Annotated in this window: 27 protein-coding genes; 15 read left to right on the forward strand and 12 right to left on the reverse strand. The window is 57.5% G+C overall.

What is annotated here, in order from left to right; genetic code table 11:
* Positions 1-15 precede the first annotated feature (15 nt).
* Positions 16-765: a ribonuclease activity regulator RraA gene (locus tag D460_RS0115645; RefSeq protein WP_018899511.1), complete on the forward strand. Its 750-nt coding sequence runs from the start codon at positions 16-18 to the stop codon at positions 763-765.
* A gap of 820 nt (positions 766-1,585) precedes the next feature.
* Positions 1,586-1,741: a hypothetical protein gene (locus D460_RS35970; protein ID WP_018899512.1), complete on the forward strand. Its 156-nt coding sequence runs from the start codon at positions 1,586-1,588 to the stop codon at positions 1,739-1,741.
* 328 nt (positions 1,742-2,069) lie between these two features.
* On the opposite strand, the gene D460_RS0115655 is transcribed toward D460_RS35970, so the two are convergent.
* Positions 2,070-2,939, reverse strand: a complete 870-nt coding sequence (locus D460_RS0115655; RefSeq protein ID WP_018899513.1) for an NmrA family NAD(P)-binding protein — start codon at positions 2,937-2,939, stop codon at positions 2,070-2,072.
* A gap of 124 nt (positions 2,940-3,063) precedes the next feature.
* Between D460_RS0115655 and D460_RS0115660 the strand changes: the two genes are divergently transcribed.
* Positions 3,064-3,954, forward strand: coding sequence for a LysR family transcriptional regulator (locus tag D460_RS0115660; RefSeq protein ID WP_018899514.1), 891 nt, complete (start codon positions 3,064-3,066; stop codon positions 3,952-3,954).
* A gap of 1,128 nt (positions 3,955-5,082) precedes the next feature.
* On the opposite strand, the gene D460_RS35975 is transcribed toward D460_RS0115660, so the two are convergent.
* Both D460_RS35975 and D460_RS0115670 read right to left on the reverse strand, forming a co-directional pair.
* Complete coding sequence (locus D460_RS35975; protein ID WP_155947759.1) at positions 5,083-5,676, reverse strand: hypothetical protein; 594 nt, start codon at positions 5,674-5,676, stop codon at positions 5,083-5,085.
* A 123-nt stretch (positions 5,677-5,799) separates the two neighbouring features.
* Entirely contained in the window at positions 5,800-6,228 is a 429-nt protein-coding gene (locus tag D460_RS0115670) for a hypothetical protein (RefSeq protein WP_018899517.1), read from the reverse strand.
* Positions 6,229-6,561: 333 nt separating this feature from the next.
* Here D460_RS0115670 and D460_RS0115675 point away from each other — a divergent pair, with 333 nt between their 5' ends.
* Positions 6,562-6,765, forward strand: coding sequence for a cold-shock protein (locus tag D460_RS0115675; protein WP_018899518.1), 204 nt, complete (start codon positions 6,562-6,564; stop codon positions 6,763-6,765).
* A gap of 795 nt (positions 6,766-7,560) precedes the next feature.
* Here the strand turns inward: D460_RS0115675 and D460_RS35160 are convergent.
* Both D460_RS35160 and D460_RS0115685 read right to left on the reverse strand, forming a co-directional pair.
* Positions 7,561-7,884 (reverse strand): hypothetical protein, encoded by a 324-nt coding sequence (locus D460_RS35160; protein WP_081619916.1) that lies wholly within the window; start codon positions 7,882-7,884, stop codon positions 7,561-7,563.
* A gap of 240 nt (positions 7,885-8,124) precedes the next feature.
* A complete protein-coding gene (locus D460_RS0115685) occupies positions 8,125-8,403 on the reverse strand; it encodes a BON domain-containing protein (RefSeq protein WP_018899520.1) in 279 nt (92 codons plus the stop codon).
* A gap of 647 nt (positions 8,404-9,050) precedes the next feature.
* Here D460_RS0115685 and D460_RS0115690 point away from each other — a divergent pair.
* Positions 9,051-9,548, forward strand: a complete 498-nt coding sequence (locus D460_RS0115690) for an SRPBCC domain-containing protein (RefSeq protein WP_018899521.1) — start codon at positions 9,051-9,053, stop codon at positions 9,546-9,548.
* A gap of 69 nt (positions 9,549-9,617) precedes the next feature.
* Here D460_RS0115690 and D460_RS0115695 read toward each other — a convergent pair whose 3' ends face one another.
* On the reverse strand, positions 9,618-10,481 hold the full coding sequence (locus D460_RS0115695) for a helix-turn-helix domain-containing protein (RefSeq protein ID WP_026283202.1): 864 nt from the start codon (positions 10,479-10,481) through the stop codon (positions 9,618-9,620).
* Positions 10,482-10,579: 98 nt separating this feature from the next.
* Between D460_RS0115695 and D460_RS0115700 the strand changes: the two genes are divergently transcribed.
* From D460_RS0115700 to ugpC, 9 genes are all read left to right on the forward strand, one after another.
* Positions 10,580-11,896, forward strand: coding sequence for an alpha-glucosidase/alpha-galactosidase (locus tag D460_RS0115700; RefSeq protein ID WP_018899523.1), 1,317 nt, complete (start codon positions 10,580-10,582; stop codon positions 11,894-11,896).
* Between the two features lie 147 nt (positions 11,897-12,043).
* Positions 12,044-12,838 carry a DeoR/GlpR family DNA-binding transcription regulator gene (locus tag D460_RS0115705; protein WP_018899524.1) on the forward strand — a complete coding sequence of 265 codons (795 nt, stop codon included), beginning with the start codon at positions 12,044-12,046 and terminating at the stop codon, positions 12,836-12,838.
* Positions 12,835-13,785: a BadF/BadG/BcrA/BcrD ATPase family protein gene (locus D460_RS0115710; protein WP_018899525.1), complete on the forward strand. Its 951-nt coding sequence runs from the start codon at positions 12,835-12,837 to the stop codon at positions 13,783-13,785. Before D460_RS0115705 ends, D460_RS0115710 begins: the two co-directional genes overlap by 4 nt.
* A gap of 38 nt (positions 13,786-13,823) precedes the next feature.
* Positions 13,824-15,077, forward strand: a complete 1,254-nt coding sequence (locus D460_RS0115715; RefSeq protein WP_018899526.1) for a sugar ABC transporter substrate-binding protein — start codon at positions 13,824-13,826, stop codon at positions 15,075-15,077.
* Entirely contained in the window at positions 15,074-15,991 is a 918-nt protein-coding gene (locus tag D460_RS0115720) for a sugar ABC transporter permease (protein ID WP_018899527.1), read from the forward strand. The genes D460_RS0115715 and D460_RS0115720 overlap by 4 nt, the downstream gene beginning before the upstream one ends.
* On the forward strand, positions 15,991-16,848 hold the full coding sequence (locus D460_RS0115725; protein ID WP_037111445.1) for a carbohydrate ABC transporter permease: 858 nt from the start codon (positions 15,991-15,993) through the stop codon (positions 16,846-16,848). Before D460_RS0115720 ends, D460_RS0115725 begins: the two co-directional genes overlap by 1 nt.
* Positions 16,849-16,859: 11 nt before the next feature.
* Positions 16,860-17,813, forward strand: a complete 954-nt coding sequence (locus tag D460_RS0115730) for an SIS domain-containing protein (RefSeq protein WP_018899529.1) — start codon at positions 16,860-16,862, stop codon at positions 17,811-17,813.
* Entirely contained in the window at positions 17,810-19,105 is a 1,296-nt protein-coding gene (locus D460_RS0115735; RefSeq protein ID WP_018899530.1) for a D-tagatose-bisphosphate aldolase, class II, non-catalytic subunit, read from the forward strand. The genes D460_RS0115730 and D460_RS0115735 overlap by 4 nt, the downstream gene beginning before the upstream one ends.
* A gap of 68 nt (positions 19,106-19,173) precedes the next feature.
* Positions 19,174-20,241, forward strand: coding sequence for a sn-glycerol-3-phosphate ABC transporter ATP-binding protein UgpC (gene ugpC / locus D460_RS0115740; RefSeq protein ID WP_018899531.1), 1,068 nt, complete (start codon positions 19,174-19,176; stop codon positions 20,239-20,241).
* 209 nt (positions 20,242-20,450) lie between these two features.
* On the opposite strand, the gene D460_RS0115745 is transcribed toward ugpC, so the two are convergent.
* The 4 genes from D460_RS0115745 to D460_RS33170 form a co-directional block, all read right to left on the reverse strand.
* On the reverse strand, positions 20,451-21,392 hold the full coding sequence (locus tag D460_RS0115745; RefSeq protein WP_018899532.1) for a zincin-like metallopeptidase domain-containing protein: 942 nt from the start codon (positions 21,390-21,392) through the stop codon (positions 20,451-20,453).
* Positions 21,393-22,481: 1,089 nt separating this feature from the next.
* Positions 22,482-23,549, reverse strand: a complete 1,068-nt coding sequence (locus D460_RS0115755) for a YihY/virulence factor BrkB family protein (RefSeq protein ID WP_018899534.1) — start codon at positions 23,547-23,549, stop codon at positions 22,482-22,484.
* A gap of 197 nt (positions 23,550-23,746) precedes the next feature.
* Positions 23,747-24,166, reverse strand: a complete 420-nt coding sequence (locus D460_RS0115760; protein WP_026283206.1) for a DUF4112 domain-containing protein — start codon at positions 24,164-24,166, stop codon at positions 23,747-23,749.
* Positions 24,167-24,258: 92 nt separating this feature from the next.
* Positions 24,259-24,555 (reverse strand): hypothetical protein, encoded by a 297-nt coding sequence (locus D460_RS33170; protein WP_018899536.1) that lies wholly within the window; start codon positions 24,553-24,555, stop codon positions 24,259-24,261.
* Between the two features lie 264 nt (positions 24,556-24,819).
* Here D460_RS33170 and D460_RS0115770 point away from each other — a divergent pair, with 264 nt between their 5' ends.
* Positions 24,820-25,251, forward strand: a complete 432-nt coding sequence (locus D460_RS0115770; protein ID WP_018899537.1) for a hypothetical protein — start codon at positions 24,820-24,822, stop codon at positions 25,249-25,251.
* A 243-nt stretch (positions 25,252-25,494) separates the two neighbouring features.
* Here D460_RS0115770 and D460_RS0115775 read toward each other — a convergent pair whose 3' ends face one another.
* Complete coding sequence (locus tag D460_RS0115775) at positions 25,495-25,662, reverse strand: hypothetical protein (RefSeq protein WP_155947760.1); 168 nt, start codon at positions 25,660-25,662, stop codon at positions 25,495-25,497.
* A 429-nt stretch (positions 25,663-26,091) separates the two neighbouring features.
* On the reverse strand, positions 26,092-26,613 hold the full coding sequence (locus D460_RS0115780) for a DUF992 domain-containing protein (RefSeq protein WP_026283207.1): 522 nt from the start codon (positions 26,611-26,613) through the stop codon (positions 26,092-26,094).
* Between the last annotated feature and the right edge of the window lie 312 nt (positions 26,614-26,925).

The raw sequence follows: 26,925 nt of genomic DNA on the forward strand, positions 1-26,925 counted from the left end.
AAACTGGAGATGATCATGAGTGAGACCCTAGATATCCAGCGACCTGCGAAAGAACTAATCGCTGCGCTGAAGGACATCGGTGCAGCAACAATCGCGGGCACACTCGGCCATATGGGGTTTCGCAATCCGCACATGGTCGGCCCCGTCTCGCAGAGCCGAGGCAAGACAATTGTGGGGCCCGCCCTGACGCTTCAGTTCATGCCACAGCGACCGGATCTTTTCAGTGAAGGCGAGTACGCGGATCCAGAGACCCAATTGCACCGGCACGTTCTTTATCATGTTCAGGAAGGCGACGTCGTCGTTGTGGATGCTCGCGGAGACATGAGCTCAGGTGTCTTTGGTGATATGATGTCCACCTATTTCAAGGGGCGCGGCGGAGCTGGCATCGTTATCGATGGCTGCATGCGCGATAGGCCAAATGTTGAAAAGCTCGACCTGTCGCTATGGTTGCGCGGCTGGACGCCGAATTACCACGTCCAAACAAGTATCTATCCAAACGCGGTCAATGTTCCGATCGCGTGCGGCGGTGTCACGGTCATTCCTGGCGACATAATCGTGGCTGACGATGATGGCGTGGTGGTGCTTCCAGTTGCGATGGCCGCAAGGGTAATCGAAGAATCACAGTCGCATCATGAATGGGAGGAATTTTCGCGTTCGAAACTGATGGCGGGCGGATCGCTGCAACGCTACTATCCCCTTCATGACGACGCCAGGGCAGAGTATGAAGAATGGCGAGAACGAGCTCGGACGCCGCAGGGATTGTGAGTGTCTTTGACGTCGTAGATATAAAGTCTCGCTCAGCCAGCCGCGGTCTCGGACATGGAGAAAATGAATCGCTGGATTATGGTCAGGTGAAACGATCGGATTGATCTCTTGGGGCTGGGAGAGGAGGACATGCGTGTATTCGGCCGCGGTCGCAAGCTGCTCTCCGACACTCATCCTGATCACTCACCGACCTGGTGAGGTTTAAGCGCTCACGACCGTGACATCAAGGATTGATGGTAAGTTTGTCAATGGGGGCCTCCAGGAGTTGACCAAGGCGACTAGCCTTGTTTTCGAATCCCACGTCGCAACAGACAGCGGCTGTTTCGTTTGTCGCGTGCCGGCGGTCTAAGGACCGCGGCCGTGGCATCAATCTTCACGACAACGCAGTAGTGTCAGACCAGAGAGCACTTTGACCTGAGCGCCTTCGAGCTTCTTCGTTCGCAACCGCGCAACACCAGGCAGTCCTTGCGGCCAGTTTCTCGCTCATCTCACGAAGCTCATCTTTTTCGAGCTTCTCGATGCCAGTGAGCTTTTCTCGGAGCCGGTGAGGTCGAATTGAGCTCCTTCGCCGGCAGCGCTTTTCCCTGGCGGCTGGGAATTATGACGGACGAGGCATATTCCAGCCGGACCCTATCAAATAGAGACGACGGTGCTCGAATGACCACCGGCACGTTGACCCGAGGATCGCGCCACTGGCACTAATGGGTAGGCGCGCAGGTTCGCATTTGCTCTTCACAGGGATGACGGCAGTGATCCTGGGTTGGAACTCAAACCGTTGATCGTACGTTGTGTCGTCGCTGTCAAAGGAGCGACCATTTTTATGTCCAAAGCTAACAAAGTCCGCCAACGCATGTATACTTTTGTCGCAGTTATCTTCGCCGTTGGTGTCGTGATCGCTGGTAGTTATTTGATCATGGCCAAGCCTGGAGAGAGCGACGACAAACCCGTCGCGGAAGTGATCAATCCGAACGGCTGATGAGAAGAATGAGGTGAGGACGCTGTTTGCGAATGGATGGGATATGTCCGAGAGTGTCGCGTATGACGGCGGGGCAGGATCCAAAATGGAAGTGTTCTCAGCATCGTCAGTCGTATACAATCGGCTAATGGCTAGATGATTATAATGTGCCCTCTTTTACAAAGCGGAGGGCAGCCTTCGGCAATTGCTGGGTGCTAGAACTTTATTCTCCCTCTTGTGAAGGCGAGGCTCTGATCCAGGTGCTTATCCGCCTCGCCTTATGGAAGAAGACCTAGGACGCCCTTTGATGAGGACGTCCCGATAATGGTTTGAGGCCGATGCGCACGGTTCACGCAGAGGCGGCAAGTTGTGACGCGAATTGGCGGTAGCTTTGTAACGGACGACCTAGGATTTGCGTCAGGCGCTCGACATCGCCCATTTGCGGAACCATGCCATCGCTGACATATCGCTCTGCCATCAAGCGCATTTCGTAAGCCATCCACTTGGGCATGATGCTGGCAATGTTGTGCTCGAAGCTGGACGGGTCATCGCCGCCGTAGACTACAGCACGGCCCAGAGTTTCGGACCAGATGGCTGCCAGGCCTGCGCCAGTCAATGTATCCGGGCCAACCAGGTTGATGGTCTCGCTCGGAATTTTCTCAGCTGCCCGATCGCGACGAATGAGTTCGATTGCTGCGACCTCGGCGATGTCTCTAGCATCGACCATGGCGACACCCTTGCTACCAATCGGCATAGGGTAAACCCCATGATTGAAGATGACATCCCTGATCATCACTTCGTTGTCCATGAAGTAGGCCGGACGCAGCATGGTCGCGCCGAAGCCCATCGCCTCCAACATGCGTTCCGCACCAAACTTGACCGCGAAATGCGGGACGTTCACCGCCCGGTCGGCATCAAATACAGAAAGATAGACGACGCGTTCTACGCCGGCTTCACGCGCAATGTTCAGGGTGATAATGGCCTGGGTGAATTCATCACCGGCGACCGCATTCAGTAGGAACAAAGTACGGACACCGTTGAAGGCCGTGCGTAGCGCGTCGATATCGAGCAAGTCACCTTGTACAACCTCGACATTGGAAGCAAAGTGAGCTTTGGCGGGATCACGCACAAGGATGCGGACATCAGCATTGCGGGCAATAAGCTGGTCAACGACGTGGCGGCCAACGCGCCCGGTAGCGCCTGTTACGAGAATGGTCATCGAATTTTCTCCTTGGTTGCGTCTGTGGAAGGCTTCGATATTGAAGACACGCCGAATATGGATGGTTCACATTTCCATCGATAGACGCTAAAAATAGACGCATCGTCTCAGTAGTGGAACATATATGGACCTGCTTGCGCTTACAGATTTCGTGACAGTCGCCCGACATGGGGGTTTCGGCCGCGCGTCACGCGCCTCCGGTCGGCCGAAGGCGACGCTTTCGCGCCGCGTGGCTGAGCTGGAGACCAGCCTCGGCCTACGATTGTTCGAGCGCGGCGCGCGCATGCTCAAGCTGACAGAGGAAGGTCGAGCGCTTCACGAGCGGGCGGGTGCTCTGCTGACCGAACTTGACGAGACTGCCGCTGCTATCGCTTCCGGTGGCAGCCAGCCGCAGGGTCGTTTACGGATTAGCGCGCCATTGTTGTTCACACAGATGGCGATGGGCAAACTTGCTGCCGGCTTTGCTCTGAAGTATCCAAAGGTACGGCTGGAAGTCACGACGGAGGACCGGCCCGTCGACATGGTTGAAGAAGGGTACGACCTTGTTATCAGGGTCAATCCCGATCCTGACGAGAGCCTGGTGGGCCGAGCCTTCCTGCGTGATGAATTGATAATTGCGTCGGCACCAGGCCTTGTGAATACCGCTGGAGAAGTTGTGCCAGCGGTCGTTCGCGGAAATCCTGGCCCAACGAGGTCATGGACGATGACCACGTCGGTGGGAAGCTCAAGTTTGAAATTTGACCCGGTGCTCACTCTTTCCTCAATGACAATGGTCCGCGACGCTGTGCTGATGGGCGTCGGGGCTGCATGCCTTCCTTTGTCACTGGCGAGCCAAGACCTGGAGACGGGCAGGCTCGTTCGATGGGGAAATGTCGAGGGATCGGAGACCGTGTTATGGGCGCTTTACCCCTCACGCCGCCTGCTGAGTGCTAAAGTGTCGGCCTTCCTGGACTATCTCAAGCAAGCGTTTCCTACCGGCACCGCCGAAGAACTGGCGGCCTATATGGAAAAATGAGAAATAGAAACTACGCGTAATCTTTTTTGCGCAGAGCGAAAAGCCGCAGTCTGCGCCTCGCGGATATTTCGACCGATGCTGCACTTATCATCGGCTACATGAGAGCCTGTTGGCGCGCCGTGTCGTCGGGACATCGCACCTACGCCTTTCGACGATCTGTCAACGCAAATCCCGAAATGCTTAAATGTCGCGTGTTCAAGCCGCACGAACACATTAGCAAATGCCCGTTGGCCCTCATCAGCGGGCATTTTTTTGATCCCCGGCACGCTAAGCTAGCTCGCCGAGCGGCAAATCATCTGAACCTTAGCGTCGGGTCTTCATCTCACGCATTTCAGGGCGACGGCTCCTGGCCGACATTTCAACGTTAGACGCCGCTCACGAGCCTCGATTTCGTATCCTTGCCCCTCGTTAAGAAAAGCGTTGGGGAAAGTCCACAAGGCTGCTAGCTCTGCGGTCTCGACCTCATTCGACCGAGTTTGGTGATCCCGATTGCCGTCAGATACGGGGAGCCGCTGACCCTAGTCCACAGAAAGCACTCTCTCTACCGCAGTGTGACAGACAGGACACGAACATGGACGCAACAAAAGCGGGCCCTATCCTAAAGAGGTACACCAAATCCGGCTTCGGCCCGATAGCGTTATTCGAGCTGGATCGGCTTCTCGTTTACGTGGCGTTGACATGATCGCCGGTCCAGTGACTGCCCGCCGTGAGCATCGCGCACGGCGGGTTTCGATCCTTATCCCGCGCTCGATTGATTGAATAGAGATCGCCCGGCGGCAACAATTGGCGGTGTCGATCGGACCGGCGCTTTGCCGGAGCCCCGCACATCGGCAGCAGAGAGACCTTCGCTTTTTTTCCAATGCATGGAACTCCAGACATCTGGCTACGTTTAGTAGCCACTCTAGATCAGCACCACTACCCCGCGCCCCCGTGCGGGGTCTTTTTTTGCCCGGTTGTAGCAGATATCATCGCGATTTGCCGCTTTGTTATTCCCGGCCGATCGGCTGGGAACAGTCAGTTGTACGTGCGTTGCTCTCCGTCCAGCTCGAGGCAACGTCGCTTGACCCGACCTTGGCCACCAACGCGCGCCGCGCTCGATACCGACAGGACGAAAGGCGCGAGCCGTTCCTACTGATCGTATCGTTCGAGGAGCAGACGCAGATGTGTATTTTGCGCGTCGAGCTTTTGCGAAAGAAGCGTCCGAAGCGCGTTTATTTCCGTTTCGAGCACCATTGCTTGATCGACGACCGCAGGTTCATCTCGCCGGATGACTTCATGATCGCTCGCGGCAGCCTTGATGGATCTCGTTCCTCGACGCGCCGGTTGCTTTCCATGCGCCTTGCTCACTTCGGTACGATCGACCGTGAGAGAGCGTGGGACATCGGTCACGTGCGATGACGTGATTTCGGCAAGCTGGGGTGGGGGTGCATCTTCGCCGGCCGTCGACACGTCAGTTTGCGAAGGCGCGCTGGGATCAACGTCGGCCGCAGGCTGTCCTTGCTCAGGCGCTTCTTGGTCCCTTGCTGCGATACTGACACGAATCGAAACCGTATCCGAGTTTGTTATCGGATCTGGCAGATTGTTTTGTTGGGTGCTCTCGTCGGTCTGTACCCCGTCAAGCGGCGGCGCGTCGTCACTCCTGGTCTCGTCAGGATGCCCGTGGGGGCCATCTGCCTTGCCGCGCGCGGCAAAGCCTTTCAATACCTGCCATGGCGATCGCATGGATAATACTCCCCGACTCGTTATCGTCGGGCCGATTGTACTAAGTCAAAGACCGGACTTGCAATGCAAGCCCGGTCTTTAGATGTGGGGGAACGTCCGTGGTAACGCCGATGTCGCCCGCTATCAGGACAAACCGAGCTTTTTACGGAGATCGGCGTTCTCAGCCCGGAGCTTGTCCGACAAGGACTTGCGAAGCTTCTGGTTTTCTTCTTCCAGCTTCAACAGCTCGGAAAAGCCGTCGTTGTTAGATGCCGCTGCCATCGTGGCCCGCGGCGCACGCTTTGCAGGCTGGCTCTTGGTAGCTGGTGCAGCCTTCTTTGCGGGAGCCGGCGCTTTGGCCGCCGGTGCGGCGACAACGGCATCGCTCGCGGGAGCTGCGTTTTTGCGGGGTCCGCGGGTCTTTTTAACCGGCGCGCTTACCGACAAGCCAGATGCGGCTTCCGTTGCGGCTTTCGGTTTACGGGGCGCGCGGGTCTTCTTTTCCTTGGCAGTCGCGGATGCATCCGCAGATGCTATCTCAGTTGCAGGAGCAATGTTGGTTTCGTCAGCCATTGTTTCAATCCTTGAGAACTACATAACCATTCGTGACAGAACTTAGTCTGGGACAGTATGCACCGCATGTAGTTTACAACTTGTTGACAATGAATTCATTGTCTTTGTCCACGCGTCATAGAGCGCGCCAGCATGGACTTGGTCTGCGACCTTCTACCAGCCTGTTGTGATCGGAAACTTGTCGGGCCAGCAATCGTACTGCACTCGAAGCTATATGCAGTGGCAGTGATTTCAGCACAACACTCGGCACGGGTTGATTTCGGGTCGGTATGATGTATCGATTGCATTGTATCTTTAACTTGAATTGGCGCCGGTAATCGCCAGGGGAACATAATGCAAACGGGAACTGTTAAATTCTTCAACGATGAAAAGGGTTTCGGCTTCATCACGCCTGACAACGGCGGCGTGGACGTATTTGTCCACGTTTCGGCGCTTGTTCGAGGCGGCTCACTTGGCCAAGGCGAGAAGGTTGAGTACGACCTTGGACAGGATCGCAAGACCGGAAAGTCCAAAGCGGAAAGAGTTTCTGTAATCTAAAGCTCAGAACAGTCGGTCAAAGACCGCTCTTTTTGCTGCCGCGTTCCCGCGAGTGACAATTGGACGGTCAACGGTCTTTTAAGTGCGTTGGTCGGCTTTGGTTTCTGTAGATGCGGATCTACGGTACTGCCTCCTTGTGCTCTGTCAGCCAGGCAGCAAAAATCGCTCCTGGTTGATCGATGCTTCTGGCTGACTTAGCGAAACCTACTCGCCTTCGTGAGCGCGCCACCTCATAAGTGAGCTTTGATCAATTCAGACTTGTCGGACCTCGCGATTATTGTTCGCGCGACTGAGTTGGGTCGACCAACAATGAGAGGGGCGACATGAGGCAATGGCAAGATGGAACAGATGTCTGACGTATCGACGATCAATAGCGCGTTGAAGGCCATTTGCCGTGAACTCGGTGTCGAGCGAGATCGACAGTCGGTCCTTCACATCGCCACTCTTCTGGTTCGCTTGGTAAAAGAAGGGGACGCGCTCACTACCGAGCAGTTGATATCGACTGCTCGAGAACATCTTTGTGACGTAGCCCGTTCGTCTAGTTGGGAAGGCTCCGCACTATCTTAAGTCAAAGCGAGGCGACGACGAGATAAGCCTCGAAGCCTATTCGGGCGCTCGAAGCTCGCCATGGGCCAGCATTCGGACAAAGCATAATAAGCGGTCGATGGGCATTCTATCCGCGATGCGTTTCAAGATACAACCCCGGCAAAAGTAAGGGGCGGCGCGCCGAACGTCTTTCGGTTAAGCGGGCGAGCGCCTTGCGGCGCCCACCCCTCGGCTCGACCTGTCAAGACATCATATCTCTGGGCAACCACGGGCATTGGCGAAGACGATCCTGTCCGGTCCGCGCCGTGTCATACCTTCGATTACAATCCTGCGAGAATTTGCGCTGGCAATTCTTGCGCGTCGGAAGCCTTCATCGCGGGCGGCATCCAAGGCCTCATCCGGGCTGCATCCGCGTCGTTCATAGCGATCAGGATATCGGTCACGATCACGGACATCCACACCGCCGGGCCCGACACGCAGTTCAATACCCTGCGCGGCGGCGGGCAAAACAGAGACCGTGATATCCGCAGCGACAATCATCGCGGCAAAAGCGTACTTCGTAACCCTAAACATTCTCCATCCTCCAGAATTTACTGGCGATAGAACCGATAAATTGTCTGATTGTTCCAAGCCCATGGGGGCTTGGTCAATAATTCAACGTTCGTCCTAACCTAAACCCGTGTCCGGTGACATGAAGGGCAGCCGCAAAGCGTTGAACGACGGCCATGAGATGAAGACGCATTGAAGTGCACCGTTCATGACCGGCTCGATCGATAAAGTTGGGTGTCTCGCTATCCGCACGGTTCTAGTCGGTCATCCGTTCCCGGCGACGATTTCCAGGTCGTTGACGATAGAGCTCACTCCGTCAATCGATCCGGCGACTTCGGTGGCCCGCCGTGCTTCGGCCTTGCTCGATACTGCACCACGCAAGGTTATTTGACCATTGACATCGATCACCACGATGTTGGAAGCATCGAGCGATCCATCCTTTGCGAGAGCATTGGCAACTCTCGTTTCCAGGCTCGCGCCGTTCGGCGTTTCGAGATCGGACTGAGGTCTAAGTCCGTGAAAGTTCCGTTCCGGCATCACCATCGCCGTTCTCCTTGAACACTCTCGTTGGGTCACATTCAGCGCCATCTTTCATATTCGGCGCTGGTCGGGTAACCAGCACGAGTAGACATTTGTTCCTTGCAATCAGGTGTGCGGAACCATTTTGTGGCCGGTTGGCGACGATGATATGGCTGGACGTTATCTTGCTGCTAGCATCCATGCCACCTCCACTTCGGACACTGCACCTCACGCAACGCACACCAGACAGCGCCGGCTAGAATTTTGGCGCTCGGCTTCATCAGAAAATCGCCCACGGCGGGTCTTCGGCCGCCTGCTGGCGCGCAGGATATTGGTGTTAGGGATTAAGGTGGCAGGCAGAAAGTCGCCAGGACCGCTGCCAAGTGGGATCGAGAGGCAGCCTCCTTTTAGGCTGAATTACCTGTCGTTGGCAACAACGTCCATCCAAGCGGATCTCTTCAATCCCAGCATGCGACAAAAAGGTGGCGGTGCTCTCCTAAATTCACCTTGGTGTGACCGGTGCCGGACAAACTTATCGGGACGGCGATCAAGGACAACGATCGAGAGAGTAAGACAAAGTTTTCTTCAAATGACTGTCGGGCGCCAAATCGCTCAAACGTCTTCGTAACAACGATCGAAGCAAAACTGTAGCAACGTCGAGGAGGAGCGAGATGATGCAGGTCAGCAATATAGACGATAGACACACCCAGATGTCGGTCGAGCGCAGTGGAGACTGCGAATTCTTTGTGAAACGCACTTTCAATGCATCTGCTGCCGCCGTGTTCAGGGCGTGGAGCCAGCCGGATCTTTTCAGGCTCTGGTGGTTGCCCAAGTCGATGACAGGTGCTTCGCTGACATCGTGTCTCATGGACGTTCGCACCGGCGGCCGGTATCGCCTCGAATTCGGCGCCTGTGACTCTGAAACGGTGGCGTTCCATGGCAATTATGTCGAGGTAATACCGGATCGAAGTATCGTTTGGACCAATGATGAAGAGGAGGAAGGAGCGCTCACGACGGTGACATTCGACGATCGGGATGGTCAGACACAACTAACATTCCGTGAAATGTACCCGTCGACGGACGCGCTCGAAGAAGCGCTACAGGGCAGCGCGACCGCGTTGCCGGAACAGTTTCGGCAGCTTGATGAATTGCTCGCCTCGATGGTCTAGTCGGGGGCGAGGCTCGGTGTCCAAATTCGGCTCAATGCGTCGCTGCTTTGAAGCAGGTGTGGACAGCCATTACGCGCGATCTAATCTTAGTCGCATCGTTGCTCGAAATTGGCGAGGTGTATCACGTGTGTGGTGCTTGAAAACGGCATAGAAGCGAGCTGACGACCCGAAACCACAATCAAGCGCGATCTCCAGAATCGGATCGTCGGTCTGCGCCAAGCGCTGCATGGCACGTGACAGGCGAAAACGCGTCAGATAGTCCATGACGGATATGCCAAGTATGTCGCGAAACGCTCTGTTGGCGGTTGTGGGATGGACGCCCGCCAGCTTGGCGATGGCGCTAAGCGCGAGTGATTCACGGTAGCGCTTGCTGATGATCTCGGTGACAGCTTGCGCATAGCGAATACTAGGTCCGGCAAGGGCCGTCGCAGCGCGGCGGGTAACGCCAGCGTCCGCGTGGTCAAGGATAAGCCTGCGCACTCGAAGAGCAACCTCGTCAGCGACCAGTTGGCGCCGCGCATGATCGCCATTTCTCCATTCTTCAACCCATCGGATACTGGATAAAGACGCACCATCGACGGGGTTATGCTCGTGCAAGAACGCTCCTTGTAGGATTTGCTGTCTCGCGGTCGCGTCAATCGGCATTGCAAGAAAATCGCTAAGCGGTATGTAGACGCAGACGAGCGGCGATTGCGGTGTCACGACGATCGTCTGGTGGGGAATCGCCGCCCAGAATAAAACCAGACGCCCAGCATCGACATGCTCCTGCTTCCCATTGAACAGGTAGGTCATCGATCCCTCGCGGAGCAAGTTGATCTCGATATGATCATGCCAATGGGCCGATGTCATTGTGTCGGCTATGTGCTCCTCGACCAAAAAGTCACGCGGTGAACCTAGCCACTCTTCCTGTGAGGCGGATTTTTTTACGCGCATCTCTTCATGCTCCGATCCAAGAAACAATATGCCATTATCAAGAAGAACGTCCCGGTTAAAAGAGGCATTAAGGTCCAATCCACTCAAAGGAGACCGAAATGCCAAAGATTTGCCTTGTGGGAGCCGGAAGCACGGTGTTTGCCCAGAACATCCTGGGCGACGTGTTGTCGACGCCATCCGACCATGATTATGTCATCAGCCTTTTCGACATAGATCCGGAACGTTTGAAGACGTCGGAGATCGTTGCGCGACGCATCTGCGAAGCGCTGATGCTGACGTCGGTGCGTATCGAAGCGACGCTCGATCGTCGCCAGGCACTCAAGGACGCCGACTTCGTGATCTTGATGATGCAGGTCGGCGGCTACAAGCCCGCCACGGTGACGGACTTCGTCGTTCCGCAGAAATACGGCCTGCGGCAGACGATCGCCGACACGCTCGGCATTGGAGGCATCTTCAGGGGCCTTAGAACCATCCCTGTGCTTGAGGCGATCTGCCGTGACATGGAAGATGTGTGCCCCAATGCGCTGCTGATGCAATATGTCAATCCGATGGCGATAAACTGCTGGGCAATTAAGGAAATCGCTCCGAGCATCCGAAACGTCGGCCTCTGCCACAGCGTGCAGCACACCGCCGGCCATCTCGCAAGCTGCCTTGGCGAGAACATCGACAACATCAGCTACGTCTCTGCCGGTATCAATCACATCGCGTTCTTTCTCAAATACGAGAAAGTCGACAACAACGGCGTACGGCAAGATCTCTATCCGAGACTGAAGGCGCTGGCAGCCGAGGGCAAGGTTCCAGCCGACGACCGCGTTCGTTTCGACGCGCTAAAACGGCTTGGCCACTTCGTGACAGAGTCCAGCGAGCATTTCTCAGAATATACGTCCTGGTACATCAAGAACCACCGACCGGAACTGGTCGAGCAGTTCAACATTCCGCTCGACGAGTACATCCGTCGTTGCGAGGTGCAGATCGGCGAATGGCAAGCGCTGCGCCAAGACCTTGAAGGCGGAAAGCCAATCGAGGTGTGCCGGAGCAATGAGTATGCCGCGGGCATAATCCACGCGGCGGTGACCGGACAGCCGGCGCTGATCTATGGCAATGTCCCGAACAACGGACTGATCGAAAACCTTCCCCCTGAATGCATCGTCGAAGTCCCCTGCCATGTAGACCGCAATGGCATCCAGCCGACGCGCATCGGCAGAATTCCGTCGCAGCTCGCCGCCGTCATGCGATTGAGCATCTCCGTGCAGGAACTGACCGTAGAGGCTGCGCTGACCGGTAAGCGGGATCGGATCTATCAGGCCGCGCTGCTCGATCCGCATACATCCGCCGAGCTGTCGCCGGACGAAATCTGGCACATGGTGGACGATCTCATCGACCAACACGGCGACCTGCTGCCAAAGTATCACTGAGCACACCCCGCCCTTTTCAGCGGCGCCTTTTTGAGGCGCCGTTTTCTTGCGCGCAAAGAAAACGATCAGAAAAAATCATAATTTTGATTGACATTGATCTTTTGAAATGAAAACGTGAGTGAAATTAAGATCTAAAGGGAACATGCCTTGAACCAGAGCGGTGGCCACAAGACTGATCGACAGGACCTCATCCGCAGACATCTCTATGCGAACGGCTTTTCTACGATCCAGGACATCGCCGATGCCGTCGGCGCCTCGCTCGCGACCGTGCGGCGCGATCTCCAGCTATTGCAGGAGGCAGGGGCGATCGACCGGGTACACGGCGGTGCTCGGATCGCCGAAGGGTCTTCGGTAGAGCTTGCATTTCAAGAGCGCGAGAAGCGCCAATTGGCCGCCAAGCGGGCTATTGCGAATGCAGCTTACGAGCGCCTCCATCCCCGTACCGCAATATTTCTTGATGCCGGAACGACGGTGCTCCAACTGGCCAAGCTGATCCGGATCAATCCCATGCCGCTGCGCATCTTTACCAACGGCCTGATCGTGGCGCAGGAGTTCTTGAATGTCCCAAACCTCGACGTCGTCCTGCTCGGCGGGCAATTGCGCAGCGAAAATGCATCGCTCGTCGGCCCCCAGGCCGAGGCCATGCTGGAATCGATCTGGTTCGACCAGCTGTTTCTCGGCGCAAGCGCCGTGAGCAATGACGGCGCGATCTATAGCGTGGATAGCGCCGAAGCGAGCCTCAATCGGAAGATGCTCACCCGATCCAGCCATCGTTTCGTACTCGCGGACTCCTCAAAATTCGGCACCACGGCAACCTACAAGGTGGCGCCGCTCAACAGTGCCAAGTTGATCACCGATGCCGATCTTTCAAACGACTGGCGCGCGCAGCTTGGCGACTTTTCCGTCGAGACAGTTTTTGCCGACCAGGGAGCGAAGTCTTGAGCGACGACCTGATCCTCGGCATAGACGGCGGCGGCACCAAAGTGATGGTGGCGCTCGCCGATCAGAACGGACGCATTCTTCGTACTGCTTTGGGTGGCGGCGTCAACGCCATGGACAATCCAGCCTGGCGTACCGAACTCGAGGCGCAGATCGAACCGTTTCGCGGCGAAAGGCGATTGACTGCCGTCGCGGCCGCGCTGCCGGTCTACGGAGAGGTCGCTCATCTTTCGCTCCAATTGGAAGAAGCCATCGCGCAAGCCTTCCCGAACGCGCGGACCCGTGTTCTCAACGATGTCGATGCCGCCCATCTTGGCGCGCTGGCCGGCAAGTCCGGTATTCTCGTGCTGTCTGGAACCGGTTCCATGGCCTGGGCGCGCAATGCAAAGGACGAACCCGCCCGGACCGGCGGTTGGGGCGACATCATAGGAGACGAAGGCAGCAGCTATTGGATCGGCAGGCTGGCGCTTAATCTTGTTAGCCAGAGCCTGGATGGGCGCCTGCCTCCGACCGCCCTGATAAAGGCTGTCTTTGATAATCTGGGGCTTGACCCGTCCAACCCGATGGACAGCCTCGGTGCATGGGCGACGTCGGATGCGAAACGATCAAGCATCGCTGCCCTGGCCGCAGTGGTCGACAAAGTTGCACTCAACGGCGACACGAGCGCCATTGGTCTCCTCGACCTTGCTGCAGACGAACTCGCCAAACACCACAGGGCGATCGTCGGCCACTGTGGACCGGAAGCCGACTGGACGTTTGCCGGCGGCACGTTCAAGAGCACGATCCTTTTGAAAGCGCTCGAGCGACGCATCGGTCGTCCCCCGATCGCTCCGAAACTACCCCCGATCGGCGGTGCGATCTTTGCTGCCGCCCAACTTCTCGACTGGCCAGTAGACGACGGCTGGATCGAGCAGGTCGCTGCATCGGCAAATGCGGCGTTTGCGCAATAAAATCACGTAAATTCTTGATAACAAAGAAGGATGGGAACATGCGTAAGACAATCTTATCACTGCTTGCCTCAGCTGCCCTAGCCGTCGCTCTTCCGGCAGCCGCGCAAGACAAACCGCTTGCCGGTCAATCAATCACAGTCTTGATGCCCTCGCCGCAAGGCCCCGATATCGCTGCTGCATTCGAAGCTGAAACCGGCATCCATGTCGACCTGCAGACGCTTTCCTGGGACGACATCCGCCCGAAGCTGGTGACGGCACTGGTTGCCGGCACGGCGCCTGCCGACGTGACAGAGTTCGACTGGTCCTGGACGGGCCAGTTCGCCGCAGCCGACTGGTATATGCCGCTGAACGACGTGATTGACGCGGAAACCACCAAGGATATCGGCGTTGCCAAGATCTTCACGGTCGACGGAAAGCTGCTTGGCGTCCCTTATTCGAACGACTTCCGCGTGATGCTCATCAACAAGAAGCATTTCGCGGCTGCCGGCGTCACCGAGACCCCGAAGACGCTCGACCAGCTGGTGGCAGCGGCCAAGAAAATCAAGGAAAAAGGTATCGCCACCTATCCGATCGGCCTGCCGGTCTCGGCGACAGAAGGTGCCTCGACAAGCTGGTATCTGCTGACCAAGGCTTTTGGCGGCGAGCTGTTCGACAAGGATTTCAACCCGCTCTTCACCAAGCCCGATTCCGCTGGTTACAAGGCGCTGGCCTTCGAACTGATGCTGCTCAAGGAAGGCCTGGTCGATCCGGCTTCCACCGGTCTCAAGGATAGCCAGATCAACGAGGGAATGTTCTCCCAGGGTCTGACCAGCATCATGATCTCGGGCGAACCCGGTCGTCTCGGACAGATGAACGATCCCAAGCAGTCCAAGGTTGCCGGTCAGGTCGAGGCGATCCTTGTTCCGACCGAAAGCGGCGAGACCCGCAGCTTCGGCCTGCCGGAGGCGCTTGCGATCCCCAACGTCTCGCCCAACAAGGAAGCAGCTGTTGCCTTCGTCAAGTGGTTTACGAGCCGCGAATTCCAGAAGAAGAACATGGCAAACGGCTTCCTGCCGACCCGCACCTCGGCACTGGCCGAGCTTAACTCGGAAGGCAAGCTGAACAGCGGCGACGCGCTCGTCGCGCAGTCTAAGACGGTCGAGGCGCTGTTCCCGCAGGGCACGCCCCCTTGGTATCCGCAGTTCTCAAGCGGCGTGAACACCGCAATCAACAGCGCTGCCAAGGGTCAGATGAGCGTTGATCAGGCTGTCGAAAGCATCGCCTCCGCCGCCAAGCAGGCGATGGCGCAATGACTGCTGTCGCCTACAAGGAGACCGCAGTCAAGAAGGGTGTCGGCTTGAATGCCGACACTTCCCTCGGCGTGCTGCTGGTGTCTCCCATTCTCATCACGATGACGGCGCTCGTCTTTTATCCGATGGCGCGAACGCTTTGGGATAGCCTCCACCGGGTCAATCCGATGCAGGCAGGCACGCCGTTCGTCGGCCTGGAAAATTACACGCGCATGCTGTCGGACGCGCAGCTCGGCACCACGTGGGTGAATACGCTCATCTATGTCGTTCTGGCAGTGCTTGCGGAAACGGTCTTCGGTGTGCTCGCCGCCTCGCTGATCAATCAGTTGAAGGTCGGCCGGCAGTGGGTTCTCGCGGCCGTCATCCTCCCCTGGGCGCTTCCCGGTGTCGTCAACTCCGTAATCTGGCTGTGGATCTATCAGCCTGGCGCAGGCCTGCTCAACGGCATCCTCACATCGCTCGGGCTTCCGTTTGAGAACCACGTCTGGTTCAACGATCGGACGAGCGCGATCGTTGCCGTTACCATCGTGCATGTCTGGCGCATGATGCCGCTGACGATCGTCATCGTCCTTGCGGCGATGCAGAGCATTCCTTCGCATCTTTATGAAGCGGCTCGCATCGATGGCGCAACGCGCCCGCAGATGTTCGCGCTGGTCACGCTGCCGCTTGTTCGCAGCGCGATTGCGGTCGCCATGACCAACGCAACGGTCAACGCCTTCAATCTCTTCGACGAGGCCTGGGTTCTTGCTGGCTCCAGTCTCGAGACGCGGCCGATCCTCGTGCAGATTTACCTGGAGACCTTCCAGAACCTGCGGTTTTCCTACGGCATGGCGCTTTCTGTCGTCATCACCTTCGTCTCGCTTTTAGTCTCGCTCATTTACGTCCTTCGGGTCTATCGCAACACACGGTTCGACTGATGAAACCCACCCTTCTCTATCGCCTGATGATATGGATCGGCGTTGCCGTGCTGTTGATCTGGTCGCTTGGTCCGATCTATTGGACGGTTGCAAGTTCCGTGACGCCGACGGACGACTTCTCCGTCCGGCCAATCCACTTTTTCCCCCGGCATTTCACGCTGGATCACTATTCGCGCCTACTCGGCATCAACGTCGATCGCATCGGCGGCGTTGAGGTGTGGCGCCAGTTTCGCGCGGCGCTGTTGAACAGCGTCGTCACCTCGGCGGCCGCGACACTGCTTTGCGTGGCAATTTCCGCACTGGGCGCCTACGCCTTCACCCGCATACGCTTCCCCGGCCGCAACGCGCTCTTCGGCTTTGTGGTCGCGACGCTGGCGATCCCGGCCTATGCGGTGCTGATCCCGCTCTACCAGTTCATGATCAAGATGCATCTCGTCGATACCTATGTCGGCGTCGCCCTGATCTATGTCTCGGCCTACCTGCCGCTCTCGCTCTGGCTGCTGCGCAGCGTCTTCGAGGCCCTGCCCCTGGCGCTGGAGGAAGCAGCCCAGCTGGATGGCGCGGGACGTCTCTACATCTTCTTTAATATCGTGTTGCCGTTGGCCGGTCCCGGCCTGACTGCCGCTGCGATCCTCACCTTCCTCGGCGCCTGGGGGCAATATCTCGTGCCTCTCATCTTCTCGCCGCAGGCGACCAAGCCTTTGACTGTTCTCATTCCTGAGTTCGTCACGAAAAACTTCATCGACTACGGGCTGATCACGGCCAGCGGCTCGATCGCAATCGTCATCCCTGCCCTCGTCGTCATCTTTCTCAACCGATACCTCGTCAGCGGTCTGCTGGCCGGCTCGGTCAAGTAATCGGAGTTACCATGAACACGACCGAAAAAGTCATCCGCGAGCAGTTTCCGTTTTGGGAGAAGGCGCTGGGCTCAAACACCGCGGTGACGCGCGGCGAAGTCCTCGTCTATGTCGGCTGCGGGACATCTTACTACCTCGCCATGTCGCTGGCGGCCTACGCAAACAATGCCGGTCGTCGTGCAATTGCCGTCCCCGGCGCCGAATGGCTCAATCGCCCCTCATTCTTCTGGCCGGACTGGAAGAACACCCATGTCGTCGCGATCTCGCGCAGCGGCGAAACGACAGAGACGGTCGCTGCCGCCAAAATGAGCCGCGAGAACGGCGCCTTCGTCACCGCGCTGACTGTCGAGGCCGAGAGCACGCTTGCAAAATGCAGCGACGACGTCGTTGCCTCGCCGACCCACAGCGAGGAAGGCATTGTCATGTCGGTCTCCGCCAGCCTTATGCTGCTGCTTGGCCTGCAGATGATAGGCCACAAGATCCCTGCATCGACCGTGTCTTCCGCAAAAAAGCTCGCGGATGCGCTAGACGCTTGCCTCAGCAAACAGGTTCTCGATCGCAGCCATTTCGTCTTTCTCGGCGGCGGTCCGCTTTTTGGCATGGCCGCCGAAGGCGCACTGAAGCTGATGGAAATGAGCCAGGTCCTGACCCAGCCCTTCCATCCGCTTGAATATCGCCATGGCCCAATCAGCCTTGTGGACGAGAAGACCGCGGCTGTCATGCTTTACACCACCGATCAGAAGGATGCCGAAGCCAAACTCGTCGAAGAGCTGCAGGAAAAGGGCGCTATCGTCATTGGCCTTGGCGGACCTGGCGATATCGAACTCGATGTCGACGTCGATCTTTCGCTCGCCGCACTCGTGGTTCTCCCTGCCCTGCAGATGCTCGGCGAGCGTGTCGCGCAATCGAGAGGCATAGACACGGTATCGCCGAGGCACCTGACCAAGGTCGTAACGCTGGCATGAGCAACGCTCTCGATCAAAATCGTGAGAGCGCGCTCTCGAAGCTATTTGGCGCGCGCCAACAAGCGTTGCCGCGCGGCATAACGTCGATCTGCTCGGCTCATCCATTGGTGATCGAGGCCGCTTTGAGGCGGGCGGCACGGGAAGGCAGCGTGGCCCTCATCGAGGCAACCTGCAATCAGGTCAACCAGGAAGGCGGCTATACGGGCATGACACCGGCAGCTTTCCGGCAGTTCATCGAGCGCATCGCGACAAAGGTCGGTTTCCCGTTGGAGAAGATCATCCTCGGCGGCGATCATCTTGGTCCCAATCCATGGAAGAAGCTGGGTGTCGACGAAGCCATGGCTCGAGCCGAGGAAATGGTTGCAGCTTATGTCGAAGCAGGCTTTGAGAAGCTTCATCTCGACACGTCGATGGGATGCGCCGGAGAAGGAGCGGCGCTCGACGACGAGGTAACCGCCGAAAGGGCGGCACGTCTGGCAAGGGTCGCGGAGGATACAGCACGCCGCATCGGGCAACGCCCTCCGGTGTATATCATCGGCACGGAGGTCCCTCCACCCGGCGGCGCGACGCATGCGATCGAGGAGCTTGAGGTCACCTCTCCCGACGCCGCCCTGAAGACGCTCGCCATCCACACATCGGCTTTCGAGAAGGCTGGCGCCGGAGCGGCGATGGACCGCGTGATCGGGATCGTCGTCCAGCCGGGCGTCGAGTTCGGAAATGCGAATGTCGTCCTTTACAAGCCGGACCGCGCCCGGGGATTGGCATCGTCGCTTCGCCGAATGCCGGGACTTCTCTTCGAGGCCCACTCAACGGATTATCAGACGGTTGCCGAGCTTTCGGCCCTCGTCAATGACGGGTTTGCCATCCTGAAAGTTGGTCCCGGCTTGACCTTTGCATTGCGCGAGGCGCTCTACGGGCTCGATGCCATCAGGCAGGTACTCGCTGGCGGGTCGGATAGCCTCCACGCCGAGATGGAAGCGATCATGTTGAGCCAGCCGCAACACTGGGCGGGTCACTACACTGGGTCGGCCGAGGAGCTGCGGCTGCAGCGCCACTTCAGCTACAGCGACCGTATTCGCTATTACTGGCCCGACAGGCAGGCCGCCGGCGCGGTGGAAGCGCTGATGGCAGCGCTTCCCGATCCCATCCCGGAAACGCTGATCAGCCAGTATCTTGCTCGTATTTATCCTGACGTCGTGACAGGACGCGTGGCTCCACGAGCTCGCGATCTTTGCCTCGCTTCAATTGATGCGGCGCTCGCGCCCTATTCCACGGCCACGGCCAGCCAGTAAATTTCAAGTAGTGCCGCAGGCTGCCGGTACGGCGGCCGCGTGTCACACAGTTTCAGTCGGAGAGAATTATGGCGTCAGTCAGCGTCGCGAATGCCCGCAAGAACTACGGTCACCTGGAAATCCTTCATGGGGTCGATATCGACATCCAGGACGGCGAGTTCGTCATTCTTGTCGGTCCCTCGGGCTGTGGCAAATCCACCCTTCTGCGGATGATCGCAGGCCTGGAGGAGATTTCCGGTGGGCGCATCTCGATCGGTGGGCGTGTCGTCAACGACGTCGCGCCTAAGGAGCGCGACATCGCCATGGTGTTCCAGTCTTATGCTCTTTATCCGCATATGACGGTGGAGGCCAACATGGGCTTTTCCCTGAGGTTGGCGAAGGCACCGAAGGAAGAGATCAAGACACGCGTGCGTGAAGCAGCTCAGGTTCTCGGGCTGGAAAAACTGCTCGACCGCCATCCGCGAAACCTGTCCGGCGGCCAGCGCCAACGCGTCGCCATGGGGCGCGCTATCGTCCGCCAGCCGCAGGTTTTCCTGTTTGACGAGCCATTGTCCAACCTGGATGCCAAGCTGCGCGTCCAGATGCGCTCGGAAATCAAGCAGCTGCACCAGCGCCTGAAAACCACGACCATCTACGTTACGCACGATCAGATTGAGGCGATGACGATGGCAGACAAGATCGTCGTCATGCGCGATGGTCATGTCGAGCAGATCGGATCACCGCTGGACCTCTACGATCGTCCAGCAAACCGTTTTGTCGCGGGGTTCATCGGCTCTCCTGGGATGAATTTCGTTGAGGGAAAAATCAGCGCAGACGGGCCGCTCGATTTCATCGCACACGGGGGCGCTAGGTTGCCGATACCAGCCGATGTCCCCGCGGCACGAGGTCAGGACGTTGTATACGGCATTCGGCCCGAACATCTGACGATTGGTCCAACGGGGACGCATGCCGACGTCATACTGATTGAACCCACGGGCGCCGAAACGCAAATATCATTGGTGATGGGAGGTGCGACTGTCGTTGCAACGGTTCGCGATCGCCTCTCTTTGCGCGCGGGTGACACATTATCTATCTCAGCCGATCCGGCGAAGGCGCATCTGTTTGATGCGGTAAGCGGAAAGACGTTGAGGCTGTGACCATGGCGCTCCGGCAGATCGTCTGGTCGCGGGAACGGAGAACCTTTGAAGCAACGTGCATCTAAGCCCATTTTCACCTTGGGCGAAGCGTGCCTTGCCTTATGACGCGCTCGGCTCCTCCTTCCGCTAGCCCCGAGACACCGGGTATGGTCGCGACCGTTGGGGAATTGGGAACCGATTAAGAAAGTGGTATGTTAGGGGAAAGCGGCTTACGCCGCCTCCTCTTCGTCTTCTTCATCTTCGCCAGTGATGATGCGGGGCTGCAGATAGTGCAGGTAGTCGGCCGCGCGCTGTGCATGGGCTGCGGCCTGAAAGATGGCGCGCTTGTCGCCACGAAGCACGTTCAGCCATCCGTCGATATAGCTTGCATGGTCTGGCCTCGGTTCGAGTTCAGGCGTAATCCCGAGATCGGCGCAGAGGAAGGCACTACCGAGTTCGGCGATCAGTTCTTCGCGGGCGCGCTCCGTGCGGTCTTTGGCGTAGCGGGATAAATCGCGATCCAGACGGCCTGCTGCTGATGTCCAATGCGTCATTTCGTGGCTGAGGACGGCAACGTAGCTCGCCTCATCGACGAAACTGTCGAGAAGCGGCATCTGAATGTAGTCCTTGGCAGCCGCATAGTAGGCGCACGACCCGCCATGGCGGATGAGCGCACCGGTATTGGCAAAGAAACGCCCTGCCTGGCCGATGCGATCGAACGGATCGGAGAGATCGACATTTGCCTGATGACGCCCATCGAGCCCTTTGATCTGGTCGGTGTTGAAGACGGTGTAGGCCTTGATGAAGGGGATGGAGCGTTCGACGTCATCGCCATGTTCGACTGTCTCGGTGCGGATGATCGAACTGGCGAAGACGACGGTCGTGCCGGTCTCGCCCTTGCGTACGGCTTCCCCTAGTTCGAGCGCCTGACGATAGGTCATCCAGGTCGAGGAGGAAAAGCCGCGGGCGATTGCCTCAGACCAGAGGAGAAGGACGTTGATGCCGGAGTAGGGTTCGCCATTGTGACGCAGCGGACGGGTCACGGTCTGTGATGGCGAGGTGCTTTGCCATGGCTGGGTCCAGGGGCGCACGGCGCGGTCGAGTTCGGCGATGATCTTGTCGGTGACGCGGCTGTAGATATCGGCTCGGTGATTGATGTGTTCTCTTGTCATGTCGGCCTCCGTTTGAGGTCGCGACCATCGCGACCTGCTACGGCGGTCCGAAAGCCGGGCTAAGAGCGGCGGCTGGCACCCGCAGGGCCGAAACGAATAGCAGGATGGCAAGGCCGTTGCGGCCGGCGCGAGCCTGGCAGGACCAAAGCCGGGGCAGGACGCGGTGATGCTGGCCTCGAATGGCGGTGAAAGGCGAGCTCAGCATTACACAACAGGTGCCTCATCCTTGGTGGTGGACCCATTTCAAACCGCTATCGCTCAGCGATCTCTCGTCGTCCATGCCGCATCTTCAACGCAGAAGCAGTCAAGCCGCTGGCGCTTTTCAGGAAGTTGAAGGTTTTTGGGGGTTCAACTTACTGGTAACGGTTCAGCATATAACGCAACATCTGATTTTCCCTGAGAAGCTGCTCGCGCTTACACTCAGCGACGGATCCGGCGTCACTTGCTTCGCGGGTGTCAGTACGGCCTGATATGAACGCCCTCGGTCGATGCCGCGGACTTGGCCCCGGGATGCTTTTTGCGCTCGCTGGGCAAGACATTGCATCGGAAGCTAGCCCCTTGGATGATTTCGACGCGACGTTGTCTTTAGTGGTCAAAGGCGGCCGATGGGCCCGCTCATCAGGTTGATATTTGGTTTTATCGATCTTTAAGACGCGATCAAGCTCGTTGATCCAATCAACGTACCGCTGTCGAAGGGGATTATCGATTGGCATATCGCGTATCTTGGCTTCAGCCAGACGTTTTCGATCCCGATTTAGTGCAACGTTGATAGCCATATTCTGCCCTGCGTTAACGAACGGAACATAAGGGGAACAAATAAAAAACGCAATATGTTTGTCGTGAGCTTTAAGGCGTGGCACCCTGTCTTGGCGGGATCCAAATCGGGCTCGTGCGCTTCGTGGCGCAGGTCGCGCCCTAGTTGTCGTCCGCCACGCATGTCCGGAAAGCCAGTTGCTTAGGCCGGGATGATCGAGACATCGAGACTTGGACACTAGCGCTCAGCATAATGTTGAAGAGGCTCAAAGGCATCATCGAGGGAGGCGTGGATAGCTCTCAGAGGCTAGCCTGATTGGTATTAAGCGATTCCCCTCAAACAATTTTGCCCCCCACCGTATGCCCCAGCGTGTCCGCGACATAGGCGCCGCGTGACCCCATAGGTAGCGGAGGGCCCGTGGTTGTGTCCTTCGCGGTCTGGTGTTCAAGTTCGGCATTGAGTTCGCCACCCACGATCAATATGAGAATGGACAACCAGGTCCATACCAAAAAACCGATAAGCGCGCCCAGAGTCCCGTATGTTGCGTCGTAATTCGCAAAGTGCGTTAGATAGAACGAAAAACCGAGCGACATCGCGAACCAGCATAACGTGACCAGCACAGAGCCCCAGCTTATCCACCGAAGCCGGGCTGGCTGACGGCTCGGACCGAAGCGATAGATGGCGGTCGTGGCGGCCGCGACGATCAAGAAAAGAACTGGCCAGCGCAAAATGAGTGCCATCTGCTCTTCAAACTGGTCGAGCCAGACATAGGAGAGAAGAACCGGAATGACCGCGACAAGGCCGACCACGAGCGTCGCCGAGGCCATCGCGCAGATCGTAAAGGCGAGACCAATGAGGTTTAATCGAATTAGCCCGCGTTTTTCCTCTTCATCATAGGCGACATTCATAGCATCGAATATCGCCAACGTCGCACTATGGGTGCTCCATAGTGCGACCGCCAAACCAAACACAAAGGTGACCCCAAGCGTCGAATTGCGGCTTGCTGTCAAAGTGCCGATGCGCTCGGCGATAAGATCGAAAGCCCCGGGGGGCAGTACGCCCGCAAGCTGGCGCAGATGATCCGCCATGGTCGAGGGATCGGCAACCAGCCCGTAGAGCGACACGATAGCCGAGATCGCGGGAAACAGACCGAGAAGGAGATAGAAGGTGACGCCGGCAGCGATCAGGGTGACCCTATCCTCCGAGATCTGATGAAAGACGCGCCAAAGCACATCTTTTAGTCCGGTGATCGGGATCGCCTCTGGCACCTCGGCGTTGCGCCCGTGAGGGTCGTCACCGTCTGCAACCACCTTAGTGATCGGTTTGGCCTTCTGATTTATCACGAGAGAAATGCCGACGGCAGTTAGTAAAGCCGCTGTTGTAACCACGCCTCGCCGGCTCATTTCTGCCCTCCGATTTGACAAATATGGTCCGGGAAAACGCCGGAGCTGTGGAAAAGATGCATGCCAGGCTGAAACAGCACCAACCTTTGGCTGACGGCGAGATCGTCGTAGCCTGCTGCCCGGCGCGAAATCGCCTCAGAGCCACGCCCCCCGCGTTGCCGGACGGTTTATGGGCTTGCCGATCGGTACCCGATTTCCTATCGACGGGCACGCCTGTTCGGCCGCCTCACGCGCTTCAGGTCGTCTCTAGACACCGAGAAGTGGTCGAGTACCAAGTCGACATTGCGGCGGTTGGATTTGAAGTACATGTCGAACAGGTCACCAAGGACTGGAACCGCGCCTCCTATAAGGTCGACGCCGACATTTCCAAGCATTCTTGCCAGTTTCTCGCGTGGGAGCCCAAGGCGGCGAGCCTCGTTGACGAGATAGAGGCTAACCAAGGTGCCAGCAGCATCCCCTGCCAGCGGCACCAGGCCAAGCACGGAGTCCGCGCCAATGCGCAACCGCGTGAAGGGGATACCAACGGCTGTGTCCATAAGCGAGGCGATCGAGGAGAGCCGTCTCAGTCGACGCAAATGGTCGGCGCCCAAACTTCTTTCAGTCTTGGGTTGCTCCAAGCCGCCCACACGGAGTTCCGATTTTCGATGTTCGCCAAACGGCGTCAAAGCCATCACCATCACTTACCTCGAGCCTAAAACCGTCCAGATGCTCAATCGGCGCGTATATGGGAGCCAGGTGTCGCATTTGGGATCGGATCAGCGTCCGATCCGATGTTGGACGGCGTCAGACCGCCATTCGGCTGCAACACAGTTTCCCCCTGGCCAACGTCGTCGAATGCCGTCAATTGCACCATCATCTCTTTGGCGCGAAGAACAGCGCGGTCGCCGTCAAGGCTCCCGTCACCACCTGCCATCGTGACAGAGACCAACTCGAGGCCCTCGCCCTTGAACTCTACGGTAACCGTACCATTCGCTGAAGTGCTGATGTGTGTATCGATAAGCTGCATCGCATTGCTCCTTTTACTGTCGAGGAAGAATGCGGATTGATCGAGTGAGTTCCGCCCATCTGAAATTCAGCCTTTTGACAACATAAGTTAGACCATGAATTTCGCGCTCTTAAGCCGGGTAGATCGCTACCTTCCGTCGCACTTCCGTCGCCTAGTCCCGTCTGCTGGCGTAAAACACCGGTGGTAGCCAAGCCAAAATCATTGCCGCCAAAGTGGTGAACCATTCCAAATCTCTTGCGTTTGAAGGAAAACTAGGAGTGACCAATGCTTTACGAAGGACCATTTCACCCACGCCCGCCGGCGGATCGCTATGCCATCGCGTTGGAAGAGGCCAATGATGCAGTGTCAGAGTACGTGCGTTTTGTCCGAGACAACGACGTCGGCAACGACCTTGTCGACGAGATCGAGCTACCTATTCCCAAGCCCCTTCTCATTGAGGCGTTCACGCTTGTAATTGCGGCGGAAAATCGACCCGATATTCGCGCATTGCTGGTCAAGGCAGGGCTGACCTTGAGTCAGTATCACGTCGGCTTGGGTGAACGGATCAAGGTTCGCCCAATTCCTGCCGCCACGAGATACCGGCCGTCCAATCCCAATCTTGCCCGGAAATTCGCGTGTACCCTCCTCCTGACCGCGACTGACCGAACGCGTTTAACCGAGATCTATCAGAATGCATTGAAACGCGGTCGTCATTGATAGGCGACATTTGCAATGCGGATTTGACAGCTCTGTGGCTGTCGGTTCGCGACAAGACAACGGTCTGGAGTTGCGCTCCTCCGTCAACAATAGGCTGATGACGCATGAGGATCGCCCCTCCGCAGCTCTTATCGTTCCCTAAGAGGCGCGCCAAAGAGCGCTCGCGTGGTGCGCGGCGCTGGTCAACCTCAATTGCATGTCATTAAATGGGTTGGCCTCTTTTGCTTGTTGCCTTCGGCACAGCTAATGACAAGCGATAGGTTGCTCGCCATCCTTCCAACCCCGATCTCGGCAGAACTGCTCGCCAGCGCGGACGGCGGCCTTTTGGTTTTCGAAAGGACCGATCATCTTCACAATGTCGCGGAAGCTCACAACCAGTGTGCGGTCGACGTGGTCAAAGACCAACTGCATTCCATCCTCATACGGCATTTGTGCGTATCCCCTTTTTCCGCCTGCCCTTTAACGACCCACACCCCAATAAGGTTCCCAAAAAGTAATACTAATCTCTGAGGATATCTGACAAGCGCTACCAGTGGATGGGTTAATCTCCGCGCGGCGGCGGGCTCGCGCTCTAAGCTGGCGCCTCGCCAGCGGGGAAGTCCCCGGTGGGACAGCGGCGCCGCCAACTATAATCGCTATCAAGTCCGCAAGATTGAGTAATCCGACTGATATCCGTTTTGGACGACCCGTGCATGGTCTGCGAATGATCGAAAGAGCGATACGTTCGTTCGCGTCATTGGTTAGCAGGTCGATTGAATTCAGATGCCGAAGATTTCTCGGCCCGTCACACACGAAACGTGGTGAGCAGGCGCGGTTTGATACCGCGCCTGTAAATCATGTTTACCGCGTAGCCGTAAGTCTCAGTCGAGACACGCCCGCTGCCACGTTAAGGCCAGTGTTCGCCTCGCCACTCAAAGGTTGCAGGGCATAATTCTTGGCGTTACCGCCCACGAGGGCGTTTGCGCCCAAGCCGACACCGACCGATGCCGCGGCGGATGCGCCGACGTAGGTCCCAGCCAGGGCCCCATCGCCAACCCGCGTCGGGGCTGTGTTAACGACAATCCAGCTGAGATAGGATTTCCCGGTGATGCCGACATCAACGCCGAGCTTTCCGATTGTCCCAGAATAGCGTTCAATTTTCCCGGTCCGCTGCTTGAAGGTGCAAGTCACAGCTTTGTTGGAACCGATGATCATTCCCACTCCGCCCGCGACCTCGCATGAAAGCGTGCCCAAGCGCTCCCTTGGTTCTGTCGCGGCGATGTGCTGGTTAGAATGCTTTGCCGGCTTGTGCATGGATGCCGCGTTGACCTGGGGCACCAGGGAGAGTGATGCGGCGGCGGCGATTAGAATTGCGTTTTTCATCTCGGGTCCTTTCTTCAGCCCGTACAATAACGCCGCCACCGACTTTTCGTTCAAACGACCATACGCTTGTCTATTCGACCAAAAAATACCACCGGCTATGCGTGCATGTCGCCTCTGAGCTTGCCCCGGTGTCTAAAACCTTTCAGGGGGTAAAACCCAAACGAGGGCAAGGATGGTAGCGAGATCTTGACAATCCTGGACCTGTCAAGCTCTGACTGGACCCCCCGCTTTTTCCGTGGCCACGAGCTTGGGGTTTCACCTGCGCTTTGCCATCATAAGCGCACCAAGGCCGCTTCCCAGCCCGTCTACATG

This window comes from Rhizobium sp. 2MFCol3.1 (assembly GCF_000377565.1).
In the GTDB taxonomy this organism is placed as follows: Bacteria; Pseudomonadota; Alphaproteobacteria; order Rhizobiales; family Rhizobiaceae; genus Rhizobium.

Coding starts and splice junctions, on each gene's coding strand:
- D460_RS0115720 (WP_018899527.1), top strand. CDS start 15,074: ATGACTGCTGTCGCCTACAAGGAGACCGCAGTCAAGAAGGGTGTCGGC.
- D460_RS0115690 (WP_018899521.1), top strand. CDS start 9,051: ATGATGCAGGTCAGCAATATAGACGATAGACACACCCAGATGTCGGTC.
- D460_RS0115700 (WP_018899523.1), top strand. CDS start 10,580: ATGCCAAAGATTTGCCTTGTGGGAGCCGGAAGCACGGTGTTTGCCCAG.
- D460_RS0115780 (WP_026283207.1), bottom strand. CDS start 26,613: ATGAAAAACGCAATTCTAATCGCCGCCGCCGCATCACTCTCCCTGGTG.
- D460_RS0115655 (WP_018899513.1), bottom strand. CDS start 2,939: ATGACCATTCTCGTAACAGGCGCTACCGGGCGCGTTGGCCGCCACGTC.
- D460_RS0115715 (WP_018899526.1), top strand. CDS start 13,824: ATGCGTAAGACAATCTTATCACTGCTTGCCTCAGCTGCCCTAGCCGTC.
- D460_RS0115755 (WP_018899534.1), bottom strand. CDS start 23,549: ATGAGCCGGCGAGGCGTGGTTACAACAGCGGCTTTACTAACTGCCGTC.
- D460_RS0115735 (WP_018899530.1), top strand. CDS start 17,810: ATGAGCAACGCTCTCGATCAAAATCGTGAGAGCGCGCTCTCGAAGCTA.
- D460_RS35970 (WP_018899512.1), top strand. CDS start 1,586: ATGTCCAAAGCTAACAAAGTCCGCCAACGCATGTATACTTTTGTCGCA.
- D460_RS0115660 (WP_018899514.1), top strand. CDS start 3,064: ATGGACCTGCTTGCGCTTACAGATTTCGTGACAGTCGCCCGACATGGG.
- D460_RS0115670 (WP_018899517.1), bottom strand. CDS start 6,228: ATGGCTGACGAAACCAACATTGCTCCTGCAACTGAGATAGCATCTGCG.
- D460_RS0115675 (WP_018899518.1), top strand. CDS start 6,562: ATGCAAACGGGAACTGTTAAATTCTTCAACGATGAAAAGGGTTTCGGC.
- D460_RS0115645 (WP_018899511.1), top strand. CDS start 16: ATGAGTGAGACCCTAGATATCCAGCGACCTGCGAAAGAACTAATCGCT.
- D460_RS33170 (WP_018899536.1), bottom strand. CDS start 24,555: ATGCAGCTTATCGATACACACATCAGCACTTCAGCGAATGGTACGGTT.
- D460_RS0115775 (WP_155947760.1), bottom strand. CDS start 25,662: ATGCAGTTGGTCTTTGACCACGTCGACCGCACACTGGTTGTGAGCTTC.
- D460_RS0115685 (WP_018899520.1), bottom strand. CDS start 8,403: ATGGTGATGCCGGAACGGAACTTTCACGGACTTAGACCTCAGTCCGAT.
- D460_RS0115745 (WP_018899532.1), bottom strand. CDS start 21,392: ATGACAAGAGAACACATCAATCACCGAGCCGATATCTACAGCCGCGTC.
- D460_RS35975 (WP_155947759.1), bottom strand. CDS start 5,676: ATGCGATCGCCATGGCAGGTATTGAAAGGCTTTGCCGCGCGCGGCAAG.
- D460_RS0115770 (WP_018899537.1), top strand. CDS start 24,820: ATGCTTTACGAAGGACCATTTCACCCACGCCCGCCGGCGGATCGCTAT.
- D460_RS0115695 (WP_026283202.1), bottom strand. CDS start 10,481: ATGCGCGTAAAAAAATCCGCCTCACAGGAAGAGTGGCTAGGTTCACCG.
- D460_RS0115730 (WP_018899529.1), top strand. CDS start 16,860: ATGAACACGACCGAAAAAGTCATCCGCGAGCAGTTTCCGTTTTGGGAG.
- ugpC (WP_018899531.1), top strand. CDS start 19,174: ATGGCGTCAGTCAGCGTCGCGAATGCCCGCAAGAACTACGGTCACCTG.
- D460_RS0115725 (WP_037111445.1), top strand. CDS start 15,991: ATGAAACCCACCCTTCTCTATCGCCTGATGATATGGATCGGCGTTGCC.
- D460_RS35160 (WP_081619916.1), bottom strand. CDS start 7,884: ATGTTTAGGGTTACGAAGTACGCTTTTGCCGCGATGATTGTCGCTGCG.